Source organism: Nonomuraea sp. NPDC049646 (assembly GCF_044465525.1).
Classification (GTDB): domain Bacteria; phylum Actinomycetota; class Actinomycetes; order Streptosporangiales; family Streptosporangiaceae; genus Nonomuraea.
In genome coordinates, this window is record NZ_JBITLU010000035.1 from 12,578 (window position 1) to 32,955 (window position 20,378).

Genomic DNA, 20,378 nt, shown 5'->3' on the forward strand with positions numbered 1-20,378 from the left:
AAGGACCCGCCATGATCGCCGTGATTCTGGGTGGCTTGTTCGCCACGGCCGTGTTCCTCTACCCGGCGCTGGAGCTCAAGAAGCGCCGCAAGTGGCAGCCCCTGATGGGCATCCTCATGCTGCTGGCCGGCATCGGCCTGACCGGTGTCGCTGTGATGATCGCCCAGCTGGCCACCGGCCTCACCTCCGTCCTGATCGTCGGAGGGGTCGCGCTCGTCCTGTTCGCCGGTTTCCTCGTGGCCACGGTCGCGGACCTGTTCCCCGACAAGAAGATCGACCACCCGTGGAACCTGTTCCTGCTGCCGTCCCTGGCCGCTGTCGTCTTCATCACCGGCGGCACCACCGTCAGCTACCTGGCCGACCAGGTGCGCACCAACACCGCGACGATCACATCGCAGTTGAGCACCCGATGAGCCTGTTCGTTCTCGCCCTCATCGTCGCCGCCGTCATCTGCGGCATCGCATGGCGACGCCCAGACGCTCGAGCGTTCGCGTCGGGAGCCTGGCAGGCGGGCAAACGGCAGGCCATCCGCGAATTCAGCGACGCCTACCAGTTCGCCCAGCAGCGGCTCCTCGCATCCAACCCGCGCTCCTACAACCCGCGCCGGTGGGCGTCCTGGCTGCTCGCCGGCATCTACGGCACCTGCAAGACCCTGGCCGCCGCCAACCGTGTCCGGCGAGCAGCCTGGCGCGGCGCACGCGACCGCTACCAGGAGTGGAAGGACCGGCAGCCGGTCGACGGCGAAGTGGTCGAGGAGATCGCGGTCGAACCGGACACCCCCGTGTCCGACCCGGCCCCGCCTGCGCCGGACGCCGAACCGTCTCGCCCAGCCTGCGAAGACAACCCCTCACCGGCACCACAACCCGACAGTGCCCCCGTCCCGGACAGCGGGACAGGGGCCGACCAGGAAGGACAACCCGACATGCAGACCGAAGCTGCGGGCCTGACCAGCTACGCCAACGCCCACCAGCAGTTCGCCGTCGAACTCCGCGGCCAGATCGGAGGCAGCGAAAGCCTCGCCGCCTCCATGGCGGGGATCCTCGCCGAGCACTCCGACCTGATCGGCGACACCGCGATCCTGCAGGACCTGCTCAACCAGGCCGCCGGCGTCGCCGACCGGATCGCCGAACGCTCCATCGCCGTCGCCAACAGCTAGCCCAGGCAAGAAAGGAGGCCACGATGTCCAGCCATGACACGGCGCCCGCGCCCGCGACGGCCGACGTCGCACAGGAGAGCAAAATCCAGCCGACGGCTGCTGCTACGGCGCTGCGCACCGCCCGCAAGGTCGCCCATCACGAGCGCGGCAAGCTTGCCTTGCTGCACCCCGTGGCATGGCTGGCCACCCTTCACACGACGGCGTGGGTGGCCGACGCGCTGGACGTGCATCCCCTCATCCGTACAGGCGTGATCGCCGCCACTGCGGTAGCCGTGCTGGGCCGGGCGGAACGTCGGGGCGAGAGCCTGCCGTTGGTGCCGGTCGGCGCGGCGGTGGTGTGGGCTGCGGCGGCGAGCGTGTTCAGCCCGCACGGCTGGGTGGTGATCCTGTTGTGGATCGCCGGAGCCGTCATGTCAGTTCCCTACTGGCTGGCCGTCCTGCGCCGGCCTCGCCCCAAGCCGAGCATCGTCGAGCAGCCGCGGCCGGCAGCCCAGCAGGGGGTGTCGGCGGAGGTGGAGTTGTGGGACAAGCGGGTCGTCCCTAACCATCAGGCGTACAAGCTGACCCGGTTGGAGCATGTTCAGCCGGTCCCGGATGGCTACACCGGCATCGTCGTCGGGGAGCGCGGCCCGACCAGGTTCAGCCAGATGTCTCAGCCTGCCGCGGTGGAGACGATCGCGTCTGCAAACGGCGTCCACATCTCCCAGGTGGCCGTGGAGGAGTCCGACGATCGGGACACTTCCCGGGCCCGTGTCACCGTGATTCGGTCGGACGAGAACCTGCAGAAGACGATGTGGCTGGAGGACTCCGGCGCGGCGATCGACCCGGAGACGGGGATCGCGCAGGTGGGCCGGTTCTTCGACATGGCTCCCGCCCATCGCCAGTTCTGGACCAAGTCAGGTGGCGCGCAGATGTGCGTCATCGCCGGCGACACCGGCTCTGGAAAGTCGAACCACGTCTCGGGCACGCTGGCGCTGGCGCACCGTTCCCATCGCATCGCGACCGCGCTGCTGGACCCGCAGGCGGGCAGCTCGCAGCCGGACTGGTCTGGCAAGACGCACCTGTATGGCGAAGGGCACGAGGAGACGTTCGAGTACCTGCAGATGCTCGACTTCGTCATGGTGAAGCGCGCCGACTTCGTCGCCCACCAGCCGTGGGCGGATGAGCAGGGGCGGGAGCGGCGCGGCAAGCCGTTCCTGCTTCCGGGCGACCCGGACATGGACAGCATGACCATGATCTTGGTGTGTGTCGAGGAGTTGAAGCTGTTCCTGGACGGCCCGTTCGGCAAGGCAGGGTTCGAGCTGCTCGGCACCGGCGTCCGTACCTGGCGGAAGGCGGGAGGCGGGCTGCTGGTGGTCAACCAGAACCTTGGCCTGGACAACTTCGGTAGCAACCAGTCGTTTCGCTCCAACCTGCTGTCCGGTGGCAGCCTGACGGCGCTTCGCACCGGGTCCAGCGCCGACCACAACATGGTGGGGTTGCCGGCAGACCCGAGCAAGTTGCCGGAGCGGTTCCGGAACAAGGACAAGACGCACGGCCTCGGCTACCTGACCGGGGTGGACTGCCGTCCGGCGGCGACCGCCCGGATGATGCCGGTCCGGGACGCGTTCGGCATCGCCTCCACGCCGGCGGCCGGATCGCTGGGGGAACGGACGCTGGCGTACATCGACGAGTTCCACCACCACAAGGCTCGCGGGCGCGACCCCCGCGAGGCGGCACCGGCGCGCGCGACCGCCCCGCAGTCGAGGCCCACGTCGGGGGATGTGCAGGCGGCGGTCGAGGCAGCGCTGCTGTCAGGGCCGATGGAGGTGGGAGCCGTGTGCGTGGCGGTGCGGCGCCGCCTGGGCGACACCACGCCGCTGGCGGAGATTCCTGCGGCGCTGCGCCGGCTGACGGCTTCCGGCGGGGTTCGGCAGAAGGGCGACGTGTACCAGCTGGTTCACAGCGACTAGGAGGAGCGCATGGTTAGGAAGTTGACCGGGCCTGAGCATCTCGCCGAAGCGCACGACTGTCTCGATGAGTTGGCGAAGGCCCGCCGGGAGTCGGATTGGGGGAAGGTCGCGGCGTTGGCTGAGGCGGCTCTCGCTCACCAGGGCATGGCCGTGTTGGCGTGGCAGGTGCTGTCTGCGCCGTCGGCGGTTCTGTCTGGCAGGCAGGGACAGCAGTGGCTGGATGCGGCCGGGGTGGATCGTCCCCGGTGACCGTGTTCGTGTGATGCGTTCGCGCAGCGGCGCTGGCGTTGCGGCATCCGTCCAACCTGTCTTCCCCGCAGGTTGGGCGGATGCCGGAGCAGCCGGCTCCCTTCGAGAGGAGACCTTCAGTGCAGTGGCTGAACGTCGGACAGGTCGCCATCCAGCCCCGCAAGAACGGCCCCAAATGGTTCGCGTACCTCACCTGCCCCGCCCCACTCTGCGGCGCGAAAGCGACCGTCAGCAACAACACCCAGTTCGGCACCTACGAGGGCGTGTGTAGCGAGGATCACGAGCTCCGCATCCCTCATTTGCGCTGACGTTGCGGGTGCCCGCCCAGCTCTCCTCCTCAGGGCCGGGCGGGTGCCCGGAGCAGCCAGCTCCGTCGAGAAGGAGGACAACATGAGTAACCAGCTCAGCACGGCCGCGGACAAGCTTCAGACGGCGATCCGCGACAAGGACCACGACGGCGCCGCGGAGGCGTTCGAGGACATGGCGAAGGTGTCGCCCGCGACGGCTGGCATGGTGCTGGACGCGCTGATCGCTCGCGGCCAGGCGAACGCGCGAAAGGGGCGGTAGGCGTGGGCGTCTTCAAGGGCAATTCTCGCCTCAAGCCCAGCTTGGGGGAGGTGCTGCTCGCGGTCGCCGCCGCCATGGCGACGACCACCCTCGTCACCGCGATCGCAGCCGCCGCGACCCTACACAACGAACGGAGGCCAGCATGACGACCTACCCCGAGGTGCTGGACGCGCTGCGCGGGACGGGGGCGTGATGGCCAGAAACGCCCCCTACAAGGGCGACAACACCCTCGCCTGTGGCATCAAGTACGGGGACTACTGGGATCTCCAGGCGCAAGAGTGCTTCTGCAACGCTGCCTTGTCGGTCACGAAGGACGGTGACGACTACCGGGTCGAGTGCCACCCATGCGAGTACGGGTTCACCGTCGAGTCGGAGGACGGCTCGGACGGCATCGTCGTCGATCCGCCCCGGTGGATCAAAACCCGAACGGGAGTGTGACGTGGATACGAACAGCCTGCGTGGCGCCGCCCTCGCCCTGACGGGCGTGGCCGCGCACATCGCGGCAGGGACCACCGGCTCCAAGACGGCTGCCAAGGTCGAGGCGTGGGTGGACGAGAAGTTCGCCGATGCGAAAGAGGAGTGAGTTCCATGGGATATGCCAGATACACCGTGTACCGGAACGGCCGGCAGATCGAGGCCGGGTACGACGTCCAGGACGTCTGCAATAAGGACGCCTGCAGCGAGAAGATCGACCGCGGTCTCGCCTATCTGTGCGGCGAGACGCCAGGCGGCGACGAGTACGGCTGCGGCGGCTACTTCTGCAGCAGCCACCTCTACATCTCCAGCCGGAATGGAGAGCCGCAGATGTGTGGCGGCTGTTTGAAAGCCGCCGACCGTGAGGCTACTCCGGCCTGACAAAGAGACGGGCGCTCCAGGTGTGTGGACCTATCCGCCAAGACCGGCCACACCCCGGAGCACCCCCTCACCCCCAACCCAATGGAGGTACCACCCATCATGACCCGAAACCGCTGCCCGCACTGCCACACCACCCTGGACGAAGGCCCGATCGTCTACTGGTGCGGACACTGCCGGCGCACCGTCTACGCCGCCGACCTCGACACCGAGTTCCACCCGCACAGCACCCCCGAAAGGACTGCGGCATGACGCTGATCCACGATCTGGAGCGCGTACAGGGCAACGGCTCTGTCGCCCGCATGATGGCCCTCGCCGCCGAACTGGGCCTCGCCGAAGCGGACGTGGCCCACATGCCGCACCAGATAGCAGCCGAGGTAGCCGAAGGCTGCATCTGGGACGAGGAACGCTGGGCCAGCTACGACCAGCGGGAGTACCGGCCTGACCGGGACTGGCATGCCGTGTTCGCTGCCGAGGCCGACATCGCCACCGTCACCGGTCTGGAGGGGATCGTCTCCTACCTGCTGACCCACTTCTCGGAGGAGAGCGTAGAGAGGATCCTGCGCCGCCCCAAGAACACCGCGGACCTGTCGCCTCAGGAGATGGCGCGGCAGCAGCGGCTCAAGCTGGACGCCCACATCGCTCATGGCACGTGGATGGGAGGGCCGTCGACGTCGGGGCTGTAGCGCAAACGGAAAAACGCCTTGTGGCGTTGCCCCGGCCGCCCTCGCCGCGGTCGGGGCTTCTCTATGCCGTCTCCTGCCCCGCCTCGCCTGGTGCCCGTAGCTGCGTCAGGTCGACGAGCTCATGCTGCGACGTTACGTCCAGACGGCTTTGCCGTCATACACCGGGCTACGCCGCAGGCGGCTCGTCGCCGCGGGCAGCCTTGCGGAGGGCGGCCTCCATCTTCAGCGGGTCGTCTCCCAGCTTGCTCTTCGCGGCGAGCAGCACGTCGAGGGCGTCCAGCCGTTTCGCCCGCGCCGCCTCGTACTGGTCGCGCACCTTCTGCACCTTCTCGGGGATCTCGTCCATCTCGATGAGTTCGGTGCTGGGCGGGAGGAGGCCGGCGAGCCGCTGCACTTCGGCTTCGAGCGCGTCGTACTGCTGCTGGGCTGCGATGGCTTCGGGCATGGCGGTGTCGGTCATATATCCCCCAGGTGGTGCGCGGCGGGTTGATCCTATGGCATTTCGACACGGCGACCTGGAGCGACACCCGGCAGACGATCAGCAGGTCGAGTGAGGATAGGCGGATGGATCGGGATGAGGTTGACGAGCGGATGGCGGCGGAGCGGCTGCGGGCCGCGCTGGTGGAGCACATCATGGCCGTCGAGCAGCCGCCGGAAGAGGTGAGCGAGCGAGTCCGTGACATGTACGGTGAGCGCCACACCGAGACGTGAAGGGAGACGGGATGCCGTTATCTGAGGGGTGGCGCGACCAGTACAACCGGATGCTGCGCAGGAAGGCGCGGCTTGACGAGGCCGTAGGGCCGTCGTCTCTTGGCTCTGATGAGGCCCGCGACCGGCTCATGGAGTTCTATGTCACCGCCTTCAGCCTCCTCGACTGGCTGCTTGAGGATCCAGCCCTGAAGCAGGGCAGCCCGCCTCCGCTGTCGGAACGAGACCGCAGGGACCTGCTCGCCTCGTTCAAACAGCCCGGCGGCGTCATGGCCTTCAGCCTCTGTGGCGATCTCGCCAACGGCATCAAGCACCTCGTGTTGACGCGCTCCACCAAGACTGGCGACAAGTCCACGACCATCGACCAGCAGTCCGTGGCTGTCGGCCTACCAGTGTTCGAGAGTCGCACAGAGTTTCCCGGCCCTTTGCAGCGGGCTGCAGACGAGCGCGAAGCGCAAGAACGCGCTGCCGCAGTAACCGCCGTCCACCGCTGGCGAGTGACCTCGAACGGAGCGCACTGGGATGCCGTCGACCTCGCCAACCAGGTGGTAGATGCGTGGAACGACTGGCTGAACGCGCACAGCTTGCTGTAGCTGCTGCCGTGAAATCCGAACTAAGGAAAGTTGAGCCGCGACCAGCGGGAATACGCGAGTTCGGATGTCTCGTCGTGGATGGAGTCACAACCGTGACAACAAGATCCTCGAAGGAGATTGAGTGACCCCCCAGCAGATTCTCGACAGGCTGACTGTCGGTCTGAAGGACTTCGGCTTCGCCGTGCATGGGAACGATGACCACCTGCCGGCGCCGGCGTCGTTCCCTGGTGACGCCATCGCCTACATCTTCCACGACCACGTGGAGCTGTACCTCATCGACGGCAGCCTCAAGGACGGGCTCAACCCGGAAATCGCGGCAGACCTGGCTGCCAAGGCGATCACCGCTGCGGGCCTGTATGCCGGAGAAGACCCCGCCACCTGGCTGATCAACGGCAGGGTAACGGTGACCGCGGCATGAGCCGCCTCTGAGCCAGCCGCACAACATAAAGAAGCCCGTCCTCCATAGAGGGCGGGCTTCTTTACGCAGCATCAACGGATCACTACGGAGAGCCAACCAATAGTCACATGGCGGCGTCTCATCCTGTGGGCCGCCGCCTGTCACTACTCTCCCTGAAGGGCTCACTGATGCGCTCTCGTCTTCTCGTAGCCGCCGTCACCCTCGCGCTCACGGCAGGCTGCGGAGCAGCCACCACCTCCGCCGCGCAACCCGACGCGGCCACGCCGACGCCGACCAGCAGCCCGACCCGAACAGCGACGCCTGCCACGCTGGCCACCCCTGCAGCCTCGGCGACGCCCACACCAACGCCCAAGCTGAAGAAGCCGCGCAGGATTGTGCGCAGCCTCGCACCGCGGCCCACCCCGAAGAGGACCCGCAAGGTGGCCCAGCCGTCCATCCGCGCTGGCGTTCACCCTGGTGCGTTCTGTGCTCCTGGTGGGGCGCTCGGTCGGACGAATGCGGGCACGCTGATGAGGTGCAGTTCGAAGGGTGGTGACCAGGCGCGCTGGCGGCGCGCGTAGCGGGCGGGGGACGCGAGGGAGTCTTGCGCGCCTCGAAGGAGCGCGGAGGACTCCCTCGCCTCTTGCATAGCAGTGCTATGCAATGCATAGTGGGGCTATGCAGACGGCGACGGTACTTAACCCCCTCGGTCTCGACCTCATCGACACCACCGGGTACGCACCCCTCCACGAGGTCCGCGACGAAGACCACCGCGACGCCAGCGCCGCCGACATGCGAGAGCACGGCTGGAACGGCGCCCCGCTGGTCGTCCTCCCCGACTACGCACTCTCCCTGACCGGGGTCCACCGCCGCGCTGCCGCTGAACTCGCCGAACTGGACGAGATCCCCGGCGTCTCCCTCGAAGCGATCTTCGAAGCCTGCGGCCTCGACATGTGGGAGCTGATCAACGACGACGAGGCGTACGCCGCCGCGTCCGCCTACTACGACTTCAGCCGCCTGGTCGAAGACCACCTGCCCGCCGACGTCATCGAGGCGTACGGCCTCGACCAGCACTGATGCCCAGGCCGTGGAGAGACACATCCTGGCATGGCAGATTCGTGAAGCTTGTGGGCGAAGGCATGGGGTTCCGGGATGCCGCCCGCGCTGTGGGCGTCTCCCACCCAACCGTCTACAACCATCTCAGGGCAGATCCCAACTTGCGGACGCAGATTGCTGCGGTGCGACGAGACCAAGAACAGGGCCGTGTCCGTCGCGGGTGGAGCGACACCTCCTGGCACGCGAAATTCGTACGCCTGCTAGCCGACGGCATGGCGCTCACAGATGCCGCACGCTCCGTAGGAATCCACCGATCGAACCTGTACACACACCTGGAGAAGTTCCCCAACCTGCGCGCGCAGGTGGACAAGATCCGCGAGCAGAGATTCCGAGCGAGGGAAGAGGAGAAGGAGCGCAAGGCCGCCGAGCAGGCGAAACTTAAGGTCATCGCCGTTGACACATCGTGGTACGCCCCGTTCTTGCATGCGCTTCGTGCCACGGGCGGCAACTTCAAGGAAGCCAGCGCCGCATCCGGCGTCCACTTCGTGCGGATGTATCGCCGCAGGCGCACCGACCCCGAGTTCGAGCGGCAAGTCCGCGAGGTCCTTCGAGGTCTTGCTCCAGGAATGACACCCGAGGCGCGACGACGCCTCCTCATTCGACTGTCCCAAGGCGCGACCCTTCAGGACGCCACCGAAGCGGCAGGGCTGACGAAACACCAGGTGCAGAACGCCCGAGCCGAAGACCCAAAGCTAGATCAGGACATCATCGCCAGACTCGGCCGCGCCTCACTCAGGCATGACGACCAGGACGAACGAGCCCGACTGCTCGCCAACCTCGAAGCGGGCATGTCCCTGAAGAGCGCTGGTGAGGCCGCAGGCATCCCGCGCCCCACGGTGCAGCGCTGGCGGCGCTGCGACGAGGAGTTCGACCGGGCCGTTGTCGAGGCAGCGCGAGCCGGGGGAACGACGCTGCGTCTCTACCCCCGGCTCCTCTGCCCCGGCCCGCGCTGTGGCACGAAGACCGGATACGACTACGGCTGTGGCGAGGAGCCCTGCCGAACAGCCGCTGCCGAGCAGGTGGCGCGATCTCGACGCGAAAGGAAGAACCGCCATGCCTGACCCGAGCAGCACCTTGGGGTACGAGGCCGAACCGAGCGACGTCAAAGCGATCGTCTCGGCGCTCACGGCCGAACTGAAAGAGATCACCGACGACCCCGCCGAACTGTATAGCCGTCTGACGTCCGAGCAGGCACTTCACGAGGGCGTGGTGAAGCGTCTGGCGGAGATGCGCGAGGAGTTGGTGGCCCGCATGAACATCGGTGACGGCACCGGGAGCCGTGAGGGCCGGATGAGCTACCAGGAGATCGCCGACCTGATCGGCAAGAGCCGCGCCGCTGCACAGCAGATGGTAGAGCGAGGCAGGTCCAGGCTGTAATCGGCCCACGCGAAAATGCCCCGCCCGCCTCCCGCGAGGGGAGACGAGCGGGGCTGTTGTCTGCTGGCAGCCTGAGTCCCGTCAAAGCCGCCAGCAGCGCCCGCACCGGGTGGGCAGAGCCGGCGCGGGACGACCTACAGGCCGGACAGATCCTGATCAGAGTGGACGCCCCGGCCGACCGGCGGCGTCGGCACCGACGTCTGCCGCACGAACACCGCCACCAGCAGCCCGACGAACGTCATCACCCCCGCCGTCTGCTCAGCGCTGGCGTCCCAGCCGAACGCCATCGCGAGAGCCATACCGGCTTGGACGAGGCCGAGGATCGCGGCCTTGACGCTGCCGCCGTTGTCCGCAGACCGCGTCTTGAACGCGACCCAGACGCCCGCGGCGGCGACCACCACCGCGTTGATGACGACGACCTGGGCGTCCGAGAAGGGCAGCCAGAATGCCGCCGCCAGCTGGACTGCGGACGCGATGAGCGCGGCGTACAGCGCCGGTTCGCCGGTCAGCTCCGAGTTCGTGGCCAGGGCCCGGTTGTCACTCATCGACCACGTCGCCAGGGACGAGCTCGATCGTCGCCGTACCAGCCGGGACCACGTCCACGGCCAGCGTCGCCGACAGGCCGAGCGACTCGATCGACGCCGTCAGCACCGCGCTGCCAGGGGCGCCGGAGACGACGGTGCAGGTGCGAGTGTCGTCGGACACCGTCAGGGCGGCCACGTTGGGGTCCGAGATCGACCAGGCGATCGTCTCGACCGTGTCGAAGCCAGCGGCATCCTCGGTGTCGCACTCGACCGAGAACTTCTGACCAGTGTTCATCTGCATGGTTTCCTCCAGGGAAGATTCGACGGTGTTGTTGGCCTGCTCGGGAACGGGCGGGCCGGGATGTAGCCGGATACGGGTAGTGCCAGCCAGCCAGGCAGCAAAGGTGTCGGCGGTGCGGCGGATGGCGGTCTCGGCCTGCCGGGCGGTGACGTCCCGGTCGACGCCGGGGCACAGGACGAGGCCGAGCGCGGTGTGCAGGCGGGTGGCGGCGTCCAACGCCGCGGCGCGGCCTTGCAGGCGATCCACAGGTGCTCCTCGCCCGAGGTCAGTTGACGGTGTAGCCGCGGGAGAAGTTGTACGACCTCGACTCGCTGCTGCCGCCGACCGTCATCCACACGGTGTCCCACGGGGCGCCGCGGTCCTTCTGGGCGGTGTTGTTGAGGAAGTGCCCGTAGTAGCCGCACATCGTCGGGTGGTTCATGTAGACGGCGTGGAAGGTGCTGTCGGTGCCGAACACGGCCGGCGTGCCCGTCCCGGCGTAGACGCGGACAGTGTGGTTCGGGGCCAGCAGGATCTTGCCGTCGACCTCGGGGACGCCCGGCAGCGCGGTGATCGTGTAGTGGTTGCACTGGCCTGCGCCGTCGCCGCGGCCGTGCGCCCAGGCGTCTTCGACGCGCAGCCCCTTCACGTCGACCGGTTCGGCTCCGCCGTTGCGGATGTCGATGAACTCCTGGTTGCGGTTCCACGGCCGGTCAGGGCCGTAGGCGTTGTAGCCGATCTGCCCGAACTCGAGGCCGGCGATGTCAGCGCTGGCAGACACGGGTGTGGCCAGGCCGGCGGCGAGGGTGAAGGCCGCGAGCACGGCCAGGAAGATGGTGCGCATAGGGCGCTCCTCAGGGACTTGGTGACATGAGAAAAGGCGGCACCCGCACTCGGGTCCGCCTTCAGGGGAGGCCAGGGAGGCTGGCTTGCTAGTTCGTTTCGTCGACCAGCCCCGGCACCCGGGGCCGATCGTCTTCGTCCGCAGGCTCAGGGAACCTCGGCACGTTCTGGTGGAGCAGCGGCCACCAGTAGGCCGCCAGGCCGTCGCTCACGACAGCCGCAGCAGGGCACTCCAGGTGCGGGGCCCAACGACGCCGTCGACCTCGAGCTTCTTCGCCCGCTGGAACGCCTTCACATCCGAATCGAGCGCGGCGTCGAAGACGGTCCGCTCCAGCCACTCCTGCAGCCCCTCCGGATAGGAGGCCGGCATCAGCCCGCCGCGGGCGAACAGCAGGCCGCGGATCGTCTTGACGTCGTAGTTGTCGGCGCCCTTGGCCAGCATGGGCAGTCTGTCCACGATGTCCTCCACGATCGTCGTCGGAGCTGAGGGCGGGGTATCGCCGCCGGCGGGGTATTTGGGACACCAGAACCCGGCGATCACATCCGCTGCGCGCACCCGCCGTTTGCAGGCGTTGTCCGTGTTGCCTTCGATCGTCACGACCCTGCCGTCGTCGAGCACCCGCTCCACCACGCCGACATGATCCACCTTCGAGCGGGTGTTAGTGCCGCCCCAGTCGAAGTAGACGATCGCGCCAGGTCCAGCGAACTTTTTGATGTTAGCGGCGGTGCCGGAATGCCACAGGCCCAGCCGTTCACCATCGCCGGCACCCCACACCGTGTAGGCGCGATCCCCATTCGGGCAGACAGCCTCATAGTTGCCGGACAGGTACGCCGCCCACGTCACCGTCATCTGGCACCACGGCACGCTGCCAGACGCGAACTCGGGGCCGTTCCGCGCCGAATACCAGCGGTGCACCGGATTCGGCTCGCCCCAGCCCAACGCGGACCGCATGCGGTCCAGCATGCTCGCGGCCGTCACGATGCCGTCCCGCGGTAGACGCCGTCGCCATCCGCAGGCCCGTACAGGGCCTCCAGCACAGCCTCTTCGTCGGCCTCGGTCGGCCCCGACGGGGTGACGTTGACCTTCGCGACCGTCAACTCAGCCTCGTTTTGCCTCACGGTGCTCCCTCCGTCGGTTTGCAGGTAAAGGTGGCGGCGCCGGGCGAGTCCGGCTCACACCGGTAGGTGATGGCGCCGAGCGTGAACGTCCACCCGGCCGGTGGCGGGCCAGCATCTCCGCGAGGCCCCGGCTCGCCGCGTTCCCCCTGTGGCCCGCGCTCGCCTTGAACCCCCGGCGGCCCTGTCACGGTGTCTCCAGGCTCGCCCTTCGCGCCTGGATCCCCTTTGGGGCCCTGAACTCCAGGCGGACCTGTAGATCCGGGGACCCCGTCCTTGCCGGGTCTTCCGTCTGCGCCGCGCGGCCCAGTCGGACCCGGGGCTCCCGTAAGCCCTGGCGGCCCGGTCGGGCCGACATCGCCTCGCTCGCCGGGCGGGCCCGGGTGCGGGGTTACCCTGGGGACGCCTCCGAGATCGCGGACCTGGTCTGCGAGGACGGCGTTGTCGCGTTCTGTGGCAGCGATCTGTTCTTGTACCGCATGGATCTGCACCATGAGGGCGGCGAGCACAGCGGCGAACGTGACCGCCACCAGCAGTGGCAGCGGCCAGATGCGGGGCCGAGTCCGACGCTTCTCGACGGGCTCTTCGACGGTGGTCTCGTCCGGTTCGAGTCCGGTCTCGTCGTGGCGACCCATCATGATCCTTTGCTGGTCAGCCAGAGCTGGATGAGGAGGATGACCAGCGGCGCGATGATGCTGGTGAAGACTGCGAGGCCGATGAGCCTGCGGTCGTTGGAGCGCTGCACCTTTTCGGCGTCCCGCTCCTTTTTGTCGGCTTCGCGGTCGGCTCTGATGGCGGCCAGTTCGCGCTCGTGGTCGTCGAATTCTTTCTGGATGTGCTGCTGGTAGGCGGCGAAGAGTTCGCTGGAGACGACCCTGTCGAGACGTGTGTTGAGGCTGTTGAACCCGGATTCGAGGCTGTGGCGGAGCCCTTCCATGGAGCGGTGTAGCTCCCACGGGGTGGGCGAGTCGGGCACACGTCCCCCTCCTGGGCGGGCGGCGCGGGGGCCGGGGTTGGCGGTGGGCGTGCCGCCCGCTCCAGCACCCTCAAGCGGGCGGCACAGCTTGTGGTGTCCGCGACCGGACGTGCATGCCGGGTAAACCGGGCGCATGCTGTAGGCGTCTCACGATCCACGGCATGGCACACAGGAGGGGATGGATGGGGAAGAAGGAGCCGTTAGAGGTTCGGAACGTCGGCCGGTCGGTGTCGAAGCCGGCGTGGACGGTCGGCGAGATCCTGTTGGTGACGTTCACCGGGGGCATCGCCTGGCCGTGGGTGTGGAACCGGCACAGGAAACGCACGATGATCACCAAGCACAGGTGATGCTCAGGTGCTGACCGTCTGCTCAGAGGCGTCAGCGCGCAGCTTCTCCACTTCGGCGGCGAGCTGGTCCCGCTCGGCCTTGAACTGCGTGGCCAGCGCCCGCATCTGAGCCGCCTGGGTGAGAGCCGCGTTGCGCTGCTCCTCGACGGCCGAGAGCAGGGCGTCAAGCGGAACCTCATAGCCTTGCTGCTGGTCCATGCGCGGGTTCTCCTTCATCGTGGGGTGGCATACAGGTATGGGCCTTGGCCCTGCACGTCGATCTCGTCGCGGCGCGGCTCAACGACCATGTCGCCCGCGTCGGCGCGGATCGCCTTCACGAGCCAAGTCACGCGGAGGCGCGGCCCACCGTGGATGGTGAACCGGCCGTCGATCGGATAGGTGGCCGAGGCGTTGCGGATCTCGTCCGAGCACGTGTTGACGGACACGTACCGGCCATCCTGGCGGGTGAGCGCCTCGAAGTAGGCGGGCAACTCGACCACGGCCTGGCCGTGCTCGTCGAGCGTCGTCTCGCCCCAGTACTCCACGCCCGCGGCCGGGGATTCGGTGCAGGCGTGGACGAGGTAGCGGTCGTGATGGACAGGGTGGTCGATGATGAAGCTCTTGTACGGGCTCCCGTTGATCTTCACTCCGCCGTCGTCCATCTGGAAGGACAGGTTCACCGAGTTCTGCCACTGGAAGTACAAGCCGGTTGAAGCGAACTGCGCAACCAGCTGCGGAAAGACGCTGATGTTCTGCGCGGCGTTGATCGCGAAACCGAAGTGATCAAGCCACGCTCGAGTCCTAGCGTTGGAGACCGTCGCGGACTCCATCATCAACAAGGCGTTGTTCGGGTCGGAGTCGAATGAGTTGATGGAACATGCGCCAGACCCGACGCTCGGGTAGAACTTGATGCTCGGGCTCGCCCCTCCGCCGTTGAAGACGATCCGCTGACCAGAGAATCCCGTCGAGATCGTCCCGACGAACGTTGCCGCCCCCGTCGACGAGGCGATACTCACAGTCTGCTGGCCGCCGCTGTTGAAGGCCGCCAGCCCGGTGCCGTCCAGTTGGATGCGCGCACCCGAGGCAGCGCTGCGAAGCTCGAAATTTCCGTCTACGTTGAGCTGGACGGTGCGGACGCCGCTGGCGTTGTAGATCTGCAGCCCGGTCACGGTGCTCATATCCAGGCGGGCCCCAGTCGTCCCGCTCCGCAGATACCAGGTGCTGCCTGGGGCGATGCTCACCAGCTGGGTGCCGGCGGCGTTGTACATCTGCAGGCCGCTGGCGTTGATCTCGACGCGCTGGCCGGTGTCGGCGGTCTTGATCCGCGCGCCGAGCACGATGTCCGCCGACAGCGTCCCGGCGGTGATCTTCGAGGCGGTCAGGTCGGAGATGTGTGCCGAGTCGATCAGCAGCGCCGTCGCCGTCACCGCGCTGCTGGCCGCCGACCGGTTGCCAGCCTCATCCACCGCGATCACCCGCACCCAACGCGCCGTCGTCTCCTCCACATCCACCGTGCCGACCGCGGGAATGTGCGCCGCGATCATCCCGGCGTGAGCACTGACCAGGCCCTTCAGCGTGGTCGAGTCGGGGGTGAACCCGGACGATGCGCCGACGTGCACCTCCAGGTGGTGCAGGTCGAGTTCCAGGTTGTAGGTGCCGCCCGAGGCTTTGCCCAGCGTGTGCGTGATCTGGATCGCGATCCGGCTGCCTGCCACCGTCGGCGGCGCCGGGGTGCTCGGCGGGATCGTGTCAGGGTTCGCGGTCGCCGTCTCCGTCGCCGACCAGGCACCCTGATTCCCAGCGAGGTCGACGGCACGGATCTGAAAGTCGTAGGTGACCCCCGGGCTGAGGTCGAGCACCTGGGCTTGTAGGTCCCCCCAGGGTGCGAACACGGTCTGCCAGGTGGAGGCGGGGCTGACGCCGTATCGGATCTCGTAGTGGGAGCCGTCCAGGATCGTGGAGCCGTCGGCGTTGAGCGGCAGCAGCCAGTTCACCAGGATCCGGGCGCGGGTGCCGCCCAACGCGTCCAGGTAGACGCCGGTCGTGAACGGCAAATCCCACGACACCACGCCAGGCACAGTCGTGTCCGGGATCGGCCTCGGGCCGACCGGCTCCGTACCGGCGTTCGTCAACGACCGGCCGAGCTCGCCAACCGTGAGCGACGTCGACCCCGTCTCCCAGCGCACGTACGGGGTGAGATCCCACCAGGTGCCGTCCTGCGCCCGGTAGGCGACCGTCATCCCCTCGGCGACCGGCCACGACGCTTCCACGACGCGGAGTTTCAGCGGGTTGAGTCGCTGCCCCCGGAACGTGATCTCCGTGCTGGTGTCGAAGACGCCGGCGTCTGGGTCCCACACCCATACCCAGTCGCCGACGTTGACGGTGCCGCGCACGTCGCTCGCGACGGCCCTCAAGTCGTAGTCGCTGGTGGAGAGGCGGAGCGCGTTGCGGGTGCCGGAGAACCGGTTGAGCTGGAGTTGCGCGCGCGCCTGCGCGTTCCCGGTGGACGTGCCTGACTCGCTGATCAGTCGCGTCCGCTTGACGGGCTGGCCGCGCAGGTCGAGGTACGGGTTGGAGGCGATGTTCGCCGATGCGGTAGCGGTCGCCTGGCCTTCCCCCTCGGCGATCAGGACGACGCGATCTGACCAGTCCTGCACGTCCCGGGCCAGGGACATGTCGCCGGGCAGGGCGACCATGTTGAGGTCGCGGCCCTCCGAGCCTTTGCGCAGGATGATGTTGGTGGGGGTGGCCTGGAAGAGTGAGGTGGCGGGTCCGGCGTCGAGGGTGGCGGGGCCGTTGACGCGCCATTCGCAGTTGAACAGCTGGCACACGTAGTCGACGGCTTTGCGGCGGGACTGCCAGATGTGGGTGCCGGTGTAGGTGCCTGCGGCGCTGTACAGGGTTCCTTCGATGACGGCGGTGCCAGAGCCGAGAATGTCGCGGATCGAGTTGGCGAACGTCTTCCCCGTGATGGTCAGCGGGGTTTCGAACACTTCGCCCTTGTCGTCACTGTCGCCGAGCCAGACGGCCATGCCCTGCCCGCCGACCTTCTTCGTCTCGGCGAAGTCTCGGACGGTGAGGACGCCGACGTAGCGGCTGGAGGTGAGCAGGTTGTCGCGATATTGGGCGGGATCGAGCCGGCCGGGCTGGACGGCGACGTGTCCGAAGAAGGACAACCGGTCGAGGAGGTCTTTCGGGGTTTCCTCGGCGAGGGTGATCGACCAGGAGCCCAGCCCCATCAGTGTTTCCGTGACAGCCACCTGGTCACCTCCTGATCGCCGCAGTGGTTTCGGGTAGCGCTGCGATGTACTGGTTGCGCAGGTCAACCGCCGCATCCCCGGACACCGCTGACCCGCCGCCAGCCACGGCCCCTAGGTAGAAGTCGAGGGCGGTCACGCTGGCCTTGGTTAGGCCGCCGTTGGCGTGCGCCGTGTACGAGCGGGCGCTGCCCAAGGTCACCCGGTTGCCGTTGCCGTCGTCCGTCGACCGCACCAGGTAGCTGGTGTTGTTGGTCAGGGTCTCCACGCTGGCCAGGTAGACCGACAGCGTGCCGGAGTCGCCGCGCTGCAGATACCCCTCCACGACGCGGGAGCCGCGCCGTAGCGTCAGGTCGAGGACGACCCGGCCGACTGGCGACCGCGACTCGACCAGCCGCACAATCACCTGCTCGGGGTCATTGCGGAGGATGGTGGCCGCGTCCCAGCGGGGCACCTGCGTGCCGCCGATGTCCACCCACCAGGCTTTCGGCCGCCACGTTGCCCCGGTGAACGCGGCGACCTCCAGCGACCCGCCAGCGGTGAGCGGGCGGACGCGCAGCAGACCGTTGGACATCTCCCAGTCGTCCGTCGCCAGCCGATACCCGGTGCCGACCCGCTCATAGCCGAGCGACAGCACCCTGGCCCGGCCGCGCAGGTAGTCGCCTACCGCGCAGCCCCACCGCGGGGAAGTGGCGGCGGGGATGCCGCGGTAGACGGTGATCGTGCCGTCCACGCTGGCCCTGGTCATGGTCGAGGGGAGCGTGGATCCGGTGTGGTAGGCGTAGTGGCCGGGCGGCGGCGCATGCCAGCGTTCACCGGTCAGCGAGAAGTCGTTTTGGCGGACCGCGCCGGCGAGCCGGGATTCGAGGTCGATGTCGGAGTCGGCGCCGTGCCTGGTCAGGGTGAGCTTCCAGGTGGTCCAGGCGACCGCTTGCCGGAACCGGTCGGTGTAGTCGGAGGACGCGTCGGTGATCGTGTAGTAGCCGTCCCTCTCATTCTTCTCCTCCCACATCACGGGGACGAGCGTCCCGGCCAGCCCGAGCACGCCCTCGTGCCGCTCCAGCAGTTCAGCGCGGGACAGGCCGGTCAACCCCACGACTTCCTTGCCTTGGACGGTCAGCACACGGTTGCCGTTGCGGACGCTCTCGGCCAGAGTCATCGTCTCCCGCAACGTCAGCCTGCCGACCTGGAGGGTGCTCATGCCGGGTACGCCTCCCGCTCGATCTCACGTAATCCTTCGCGTACCTGCACGAGGATCTGCCGCCACGCGTCCGGCCGGGACGGGTCGATCACGCCCTGCATCTGGAGGACGAGGTCGCCGTGCAGAACGACACCGCCACCGCCGCCGGCTGCGGCTCCCGAAGCGGGCGCGCCGAAGGAGCCAGTGAACGCGGGTGCCGGCGAGGCGAGGTCGTCGAACGCGCCAACGGTGGCGTCGGCCATCCGCTGCGACGCCGCCTGGAGCATGGGCAGGTTGTGGTCGATGCCGAGCACCATCCCGGGCGGCAACTGCTTGCCGAGTGCCTCCATCACCTTCGACGGCGAGTGGATGCCGAGGGCGTCCTTGACCCAGTCGGGCATGATCGAACTGAAGAAGTTGTAGATCGAATCCCTGAGCCACTGCCACATGGAGACGAGCCCGTTCCACAGGCCGACGATCAGATCCCGGCCGGCGTTCCACAGTGTCGAGCCGAGATTGCCGAGCGCGCCGGCGATCTGGCCGGGCAGGTTGGCGAACCATGTGAGCAGGTTGGAGATGCCCGAACTGACCGCGCCGGTGATGTTGTTCCAGGCGGTGGAGACGAAATTCTTGATCCCGTCCCAGACTTGGTTCCATCGGTCGGACATCGCGCCGAGGGTGTTGGACAGGATGTTGCGGGCTTCGTCGATCTTCGACGCGATCGTGTTTTTGATGTTGGTCCAGATGTCGCCGACCTTGGACAGGACGCCACCGAGCCATTCGCCGATCTTGCCGGGCAGCTCGCCGAACCAGCTCACGATCCCGCGGACCCAGTCGATGCCCTTCTGGAACCAGTCCCTGATCGCTGTGATCAGGTCAGGGATGATGGAGTGGCCGACCAGGGTGTCGAACAGCCATTGGAAGACGTCCACGATCGCGCCGAGGGCGATCTTGATGATGTCGGCCACCCACTGGATCGCGACCGCGAGTTTGTCGACCAGCCAGGAAATGACCTGGGCGATGATCTCGATCAACGGGGTAAGCACGCTCGTGATCAGCTCAAGCAGCACCTGGATGAGCGGCATCACCGCGGTCACGAGCTGCGAGAAGATCCCGATGATCGGCGCGAGCAGCTCGGCCAGCGTCGAGATGAGCGGCAGGATCGGCTCCAGGATCGCCATGACGAGCTGCAGCAGCACGTCGATCAGCGGGCTGAGCGCCTGCAGTAGTTGGCCGAACGTGGTTGCGACCAGCCCGATGATCGGGGCGACCGCCTCGATCAACTTCACGAGCGGCGGCAGGATCGCCTGGATCAGCGGCATGAACGCCTGCACGACCTGCAGCACGATCCCGATCAGCGGCTGCAGGATCGACATCGCCAACTGGAGAAGGATCGGCACCAGCGGCATCACCGCGGCCAGCAGTTGCCCGATCACGCCGACCAGTTGGACGACGACCGGCGCCAGCGTCTGGATCAGCTGCGTCCACAGCGGCAGGAACTGGAGGACGAGCGGCACGATCTGCTGCACCAGCTGGGCGACGATGCCGATCAGCGGCGTCAACACCGGGATCAGGCCGACGACCGCCTGCACGATCGACAGCAAGGCTGGCGCGGCGGCTTGCAGCGCGGCGATGAGCGCGCCACCGATCTGCTGCACCAGCTCGACGATCACCGGCAGAACCGGTGTGATCGCCTGCACCAGCATCCTGATCGCCTGCGCAAGCATGTTGCCCAGATGCGTAGCCACCTGCGCCACCAGCTCGATCAGCGGCGCCAGGATGGGCAGCAGCTTCGCGACCGACTGGGCGATCAGGACGAAGAGCGGCGCGACCGCCTTGATGGCTTGCGCGAGGGCGCTGCCAAGCGCCTGCGCCAGTTCGCCGATCGGCGCAAGCAGCGGTGTGATCGCCTGCGCCAACGCCAGCACGGCTTGGATGACCGTGCCGGCCAGAAGGGAAGCGATCTCGGCCAGGATCGGCAGCAGCGGGGTGATCGCGGCGACGAGCTGCTGCCAGTACTGGGCCAGCACCTGGCCGATCACAGGCAGCAGCGGCGCGATGGCGGCGAGCACCTGCTGGAATGCCTGCACGACCGCGCCGCCCAGGATCGGGACGAGCTGGCCAAGTACGCCGATGAGCGGCGTGATGGCCGGCAGGAGCGCGGACGCCACCTGGGTGACGAGCAGGGCGATCTGCGGGATCAGCGGCGAGATCGCGGCAAGG

30 protein-coding genes are annotated in these 20,378 nt (G+C 67.7%); 19 read left to right on the top strand and 11 right to left on the bottom strand.

The genetic code is table 11. From position 1 onward, the window contains the following. Positions 1 to 11: 11 nt before the first annotated feature. From ACIBQ8_RS50260 to ACIBQ8_RS50315, 12 genes are all read left to right on the top strand, one after another. On the top strand, positions 12 to 413 hold the full coding sequence (locus tag ACIBQ8_RS50260; RefSeq protein WP_397195795.1) for a hypothetical protein: 402 nt from the start codon (positions 12 to 14) through the stop codon (positions 411 to 413). Continuing rightward, complete coding sequence (locus ACIBQ8_RS50265) at positions 410 to 1,156, top strand: hypothetical protein (protein ID WP_397195796.1); 747 nt, start codon at positions 410 to 412, stop codon at positions 1,154 to 1,156. The genes ACIBQ8_RS50260 and ACIBQ8_RS50265 overlap by 4 nt, the downstream gene beginning before the upstream one ends. Before the next feature lie 23 nt (positions 1,157 to 1,179). Further along, positions 1,180 to 3,108, top strand: coding sequence for a hypothetical protein (locus ACIBQ8_RS50270; protein ID WP_397195797.1), 1,929 nt, complete (start codon positions 1,180 to 1,182; stop codon positions 3,106 to 3,108). 9 nt (positions 3,109 to 3,117) lie between these two features. Continuing rightward, positions 3,118 to 3,357, top strand: coding sequence for a hypothetical protein (locus ACIBQ8_RS50275; protein WP_397195798.1), 240 nt, complete (start codon positions 3,118 to 3,120; stop codon positions 3,355 to 3,357). Between the two features lie 119 nt (positions 3,358 to 3,476). Further along, positions 3,477 to 3,665: a hypothetical protein gene (locus ACIBQ8_RS50280; RefSeq protein ID WP_397195799.1), complete on the top strand. Its 189-nt coding sequence runs from the start codon at positions 3,477 to 3,479 to the stop codon at positions 3,663 to 3,665. An 82-nt stretch (positions 3,666 to 3,747) separates the two neighbouring features. Beyond that, positions 3,748 to 3,924, top strand: coding sequence for a hypothetical protein (locus ACIBQ8_RS50285; protein ID WP_397195800.1), 177 nt, complete (start codon positions 3,748 to 3,750; stop codon positions 3,922 to 3,924). Positions 3,925 to 3,926: 2 nt separating this feature from the next. After that, positions 3,927 to 4,070 carry a hypothetical protein gene (locus ACIBQ8_RS50290; protein WP_397195801.1) on the top strand — a complete coding sequence of 48 codons (144 nt, stop codon included), beginning with the start codon at positions 3,927 to 3,929 and terminating at the stop codon, positions 4,068 to 4,070. Between the two features lie 43 nt (positions 4,071 to 4,113). Continuing rightward, complete coding sequence (locus ACIBQ8_RS50295) at positions 4,114 to 4,362, top strand: hypothetical protein (RefSeq protein WP_397195802.1); 249 nt, start codon at positions 4,114 to 4,116, stop codon at positions 4,360 to 4,362. Position 4,363: 1 nt separating this feature from the next. Beyond that, positions 4,364 to 4,507 (top strand): hypothetical protein, encoded by a 144-nt coding sequence (locus ACIBQ8_RS50300; RefSeq protein ID WP_397195803.1) that lies wholly within the window; start codon positions 4,364 to 4,366, stop codon positions 4,505 to 4,507. Positions 4,508 to 4,512: 5 nt separating this feature from the next. Next, positions 4,513 to 4,779 carry a hypothetical protein gene (locus ACIBQ8_RS50305; RefSeq protein ID WP_397195804.1) on the top strand — a complete coding sequence of 89 codons (267 nt, stop codon included), beginning with the start codon at positions 4,513 to 4,515 and terminating at the stop codon, positions 4,777 to 4,779. A 99-nt stretch (positions 4,780 to 4,878) separates the two neighbouring features. Then, positions 4,879 to 5,028: a hypothetical protein gene (locus ACIBQ8_RS50310; protein WP_397195805.1), complete on the top strand. Its 150-nt coding sequence runs from the start codon at positions 4,879 to 4,881 to the stop codon at positions 5,026 to 5,028. After that, positions 5,025 to 5,462, top strand: a complete 438-nt coding sequence (locus ACIBQ8_RS50315; RefSeq protein WP_397195806.1) for a hypothetical protein — start codon at positions 5,025 to 5,027, stop codon at positions 5,460 to 5,462. The genes ACIBQ8_RS50310 and ACIBQ8_RS50315 overlap by 4 nt, the downstream gene beginning before the upstream one ends. Before the next feature lie 166 nt (positions 5,463 to 5,628). On the opposite strand, the gene ACIBQ8_RS50320 is transcribed toward ACIBQ8_RS50315, so the two are convergent. Next, positions 5,629 to 5,922, bottom strand: coding sequence for a hypothetical protein (locus tag ACIBQ8_RS50320; protein WP_397195807.1), 294 nt, complete (start codon positions 5,920 to 5,922; stop codon positions 5,629 to 5,631). A gap of 104 nt (positions 5,923 to 6,026) precedes the next feature. On the opposite strand from ACIBQ8_RS50320, the gene ACIBQ8_RS50325 reads away from it, so the two are divergent. The 6 genes from ACIBQ8_RS50325 (at position 6,027) to ACIBQ8_RS50350 (ending at position 9,653) form a co-directional block, all read left to right on the top strand. Next, positions 6,027 to 6,173 carry a hypothetical protein gene (locus ACIBQ8_RS50325; protein WP_397195808.1) on the top strand — a complete coding sequence of 49 codons (147 nt, stop codon included), beginning with the start codon at positions 6,027 to 6,029 and terminating at the stop codon, positions 6,171 to 6,173. 11 nt (positions 6,174 to 6,184) lie between these two features. Continuing rightward, the gene (locus ACIBQ8_RS50330) at positions 6,185 to 6,763 is read left to right on the top strand and encodes a hypothetical protein (RefSeq protein WP_397195809.1); all 579 of its coding nucleotides are present in this window, start codon (positions 6,185 to 6,187) and stop codon (positions 6,761 to 6,763) included. 121 nt (positions 6,764 to 6,884) lie between these two features. Then, positions 6,885 to 7,181, top strand: coding sequence for a hypothetical protein (locus ACIBQ8_RS50335; RefSeq protein ID WP_397195810.1), 297 nt, complete (start codon positions 6,885 to 6,887; stop codon positions 7,179 to 7,181). A gap of 657 nt (positions 7,182 to 7,838) precedes the next feature. Beyond that, positions 7,839 to 8,237, top strand: coding sequence for a hypothetical protein (locus tag ACIBQ8_RS50340; protein WP_397195811.1), 399 nt, complete (start codon positions 7,839 to 7,841; stop codon positions 8,235 to 8,237). 41 nt (positions 8,238 to 8,278) lie between these two features. Next, positions 8,279 to 9,337: a helix-turn-helix domain-containing protein gene (locus ACIBQ8_RS50345; RefSeq protein WP_397195812.1), complete on the top strand. Its 1,059-nt coding sequence runs from the start codon at positions 8,279 to 8,281 to the stop codon at positions 9,335 to 9,337. Continuing rightward, positions 9,330 to 9,653 (top strand): hypothetical protein, encoded by a 324-nt coding sequence (locus ACIBQ8_RS50350; RefSeq protein WP_397195813.1) that lies wholly within the window; start codon positions 9,330 to 9,332, stop codon positions 9,651 to 9,653. The genes ACIBQ8_RS50345 and ACIBQ8_RS50350 overlap by 8 nt, the downstream gene beginning before the upstream one ends. A gap of 134 nt (positions 9,654 to 9,787) precedes the next feature. Here the strand turns inward: ACIBQ8_RS50350 and ACIBQ8_RS50355 are convergent, their stop codons facing one another. The 6 genes from ACIBQ8_RS50355 to ACIBQ8_RS50380 form a co-directional block, all read right to left on the bottom strand. Next, the gene (locus tag ACIBQ8_RS50355; protein ID WP_397195814.1) at positions 9,788 to 10,198 is read right to left on the bottom strand and encodes a hypothetical protein; all 411 of its coding nucleotides are present in this window, start codon (positions 10,196 to 10,198) and stop codon (positions 9,788 to 9,790) included. Beyond that, entirely contained in the window at positions 10,191 to 10,724 is a 534-nt protein-coding gene (locus ACIBQ8_RS50360) for a hypothetical protein (RefSeq protein WP_397195815.1), read from the bottom strand. The genes ACIBQ8_RS50355 and ACIBQ8_RS50360 overlap by 8 nt, the downstream gene beginning before the upstream one ends. A 19-nt stretch (positions 10,725 to 10,743) precedes the next feature. Continuing rightward, positions 10,744 to 11,301 carry a hypothetical protein gene (locus tag ACIBQ8_RS50365; protein WP_397195816.1) on the bottom strand — a complete coding sequence of 186 codons (558 nt, stop codon included), beginning with the start codon at positions 11,299 to 11,301 and terminating at the stop codon, positions 10,744 to 10,746. A 207-nt stretch (positions 11,302 to 11,508) separates the two neighbouring features. Continuing rightward, positions 11,509 to 12,264, bottom strand: a complete 756-nt coding sequence (locus tag ACIBQ8_RS50370) for a CHAP domain-containing protein (RefSeq protein ID WP_397195817.1) — start codon at positions 12,262 to 12,264, stop codon at positions 11,509 to 11,511. An 11-nt stretch (positions 12,265 to 12,275) separates the two neighbouring features. Continuing rightward, positions 12,276 to 12,419 carry a hypothetical protein gene (locus ACIBQ8_RS50375; protein ID WP_397195818.1) on the bottom strand — a complete coding sequence of 48 codons (144 nt, stop codon included), beginning with the start codon at positions 12,417 to 12,419 and terminating at the stop codon, positions 12,276 to 12,278. A gap of 631 nt (positions 12,420 to 13,050) precedes the next feature. Then, a complete protein-coding gene (locus ACIBQ8_RS50380) occupies positions 13,051 to 13,392 on the bottom strand; it encodes a hypothetical protein (protein WP_397195819.1) in 342 nt (113 codons plus the stop codon). Between the two features lie 182 nt (positions 13,393 to 13,574). On the opposite strand from ACIBQ8_RS50380, the gene ACIBQ8_RS50385 reads away from it, so the two are divergent. Continuing rightward, positions 13,575 to 13,739, top strand: a complete 165-nt coding sequence (locus tag ACIBQ8_RS50385; RefSeq protein WP_397195820.1) for a hypothetical protein — start codon at positions 13,575 to 13,577, stop codon at positions 13,737 to 13,739. Positions 13,740 to 13,742: 3 nt separating this feature from the next. Here ACIBQ8_RS50385 and ACIBQ8_RS50390 read toward each other — a convergent pair whose 3' ends face one another. From ACIBQ8_RS50390 to ACIBQ8_RS50405, 4 genes are all read right to left on the bottom strand, one after another. Further along, positions 13,743 to 13,937 (bottom strand): hypothetical protein, encoded by a 195-nt coding sequence (locus tag ACIBQ8_RS50390; RefSeq protein WP_397195821.1) that lies wholly within the window; start codon positions 13,935 to 13,937, stop codon positions 13,743 to 13,745. 14 nt (positions 13,938 to 13,951) lie between these two features. Beyond that, complete coding sequence (locus ACIBQ8_RS50395; RefSeq protein ID WP_397195822.1) at positions 13,952 to 16,978, bottom strand: hypothetical protein; 3,027 nt, start codon at positions 16,976 to 16,978, stop codon at positions 13,952 to 13,954. Positions 16,979 to 16,982: 4 nt separating this feature from the next. Then, positions 16,983 to 18,176, bottom strand: a complete 1,194-nt coding sequence (locus tag ACIBQ8_RS50400; RefSeq protein ID WP_397195823.1) for a hypothetical protein — start codon at positions 18,174 to 18,176, stop codon at positions 16,983 to 16,985. After that, positions 18,173 to 20,378: hypothetical protein (locus tag ACIBQ8_RS50405; protein WP_397195824.1), on the bottom strand; the 2,206-nt coding region annotated here is incomplete at its 5' end. The genes ACIBQ8_RS50405 and ACIBQ8_RS50400, both read right to left, overlap by 4 nt.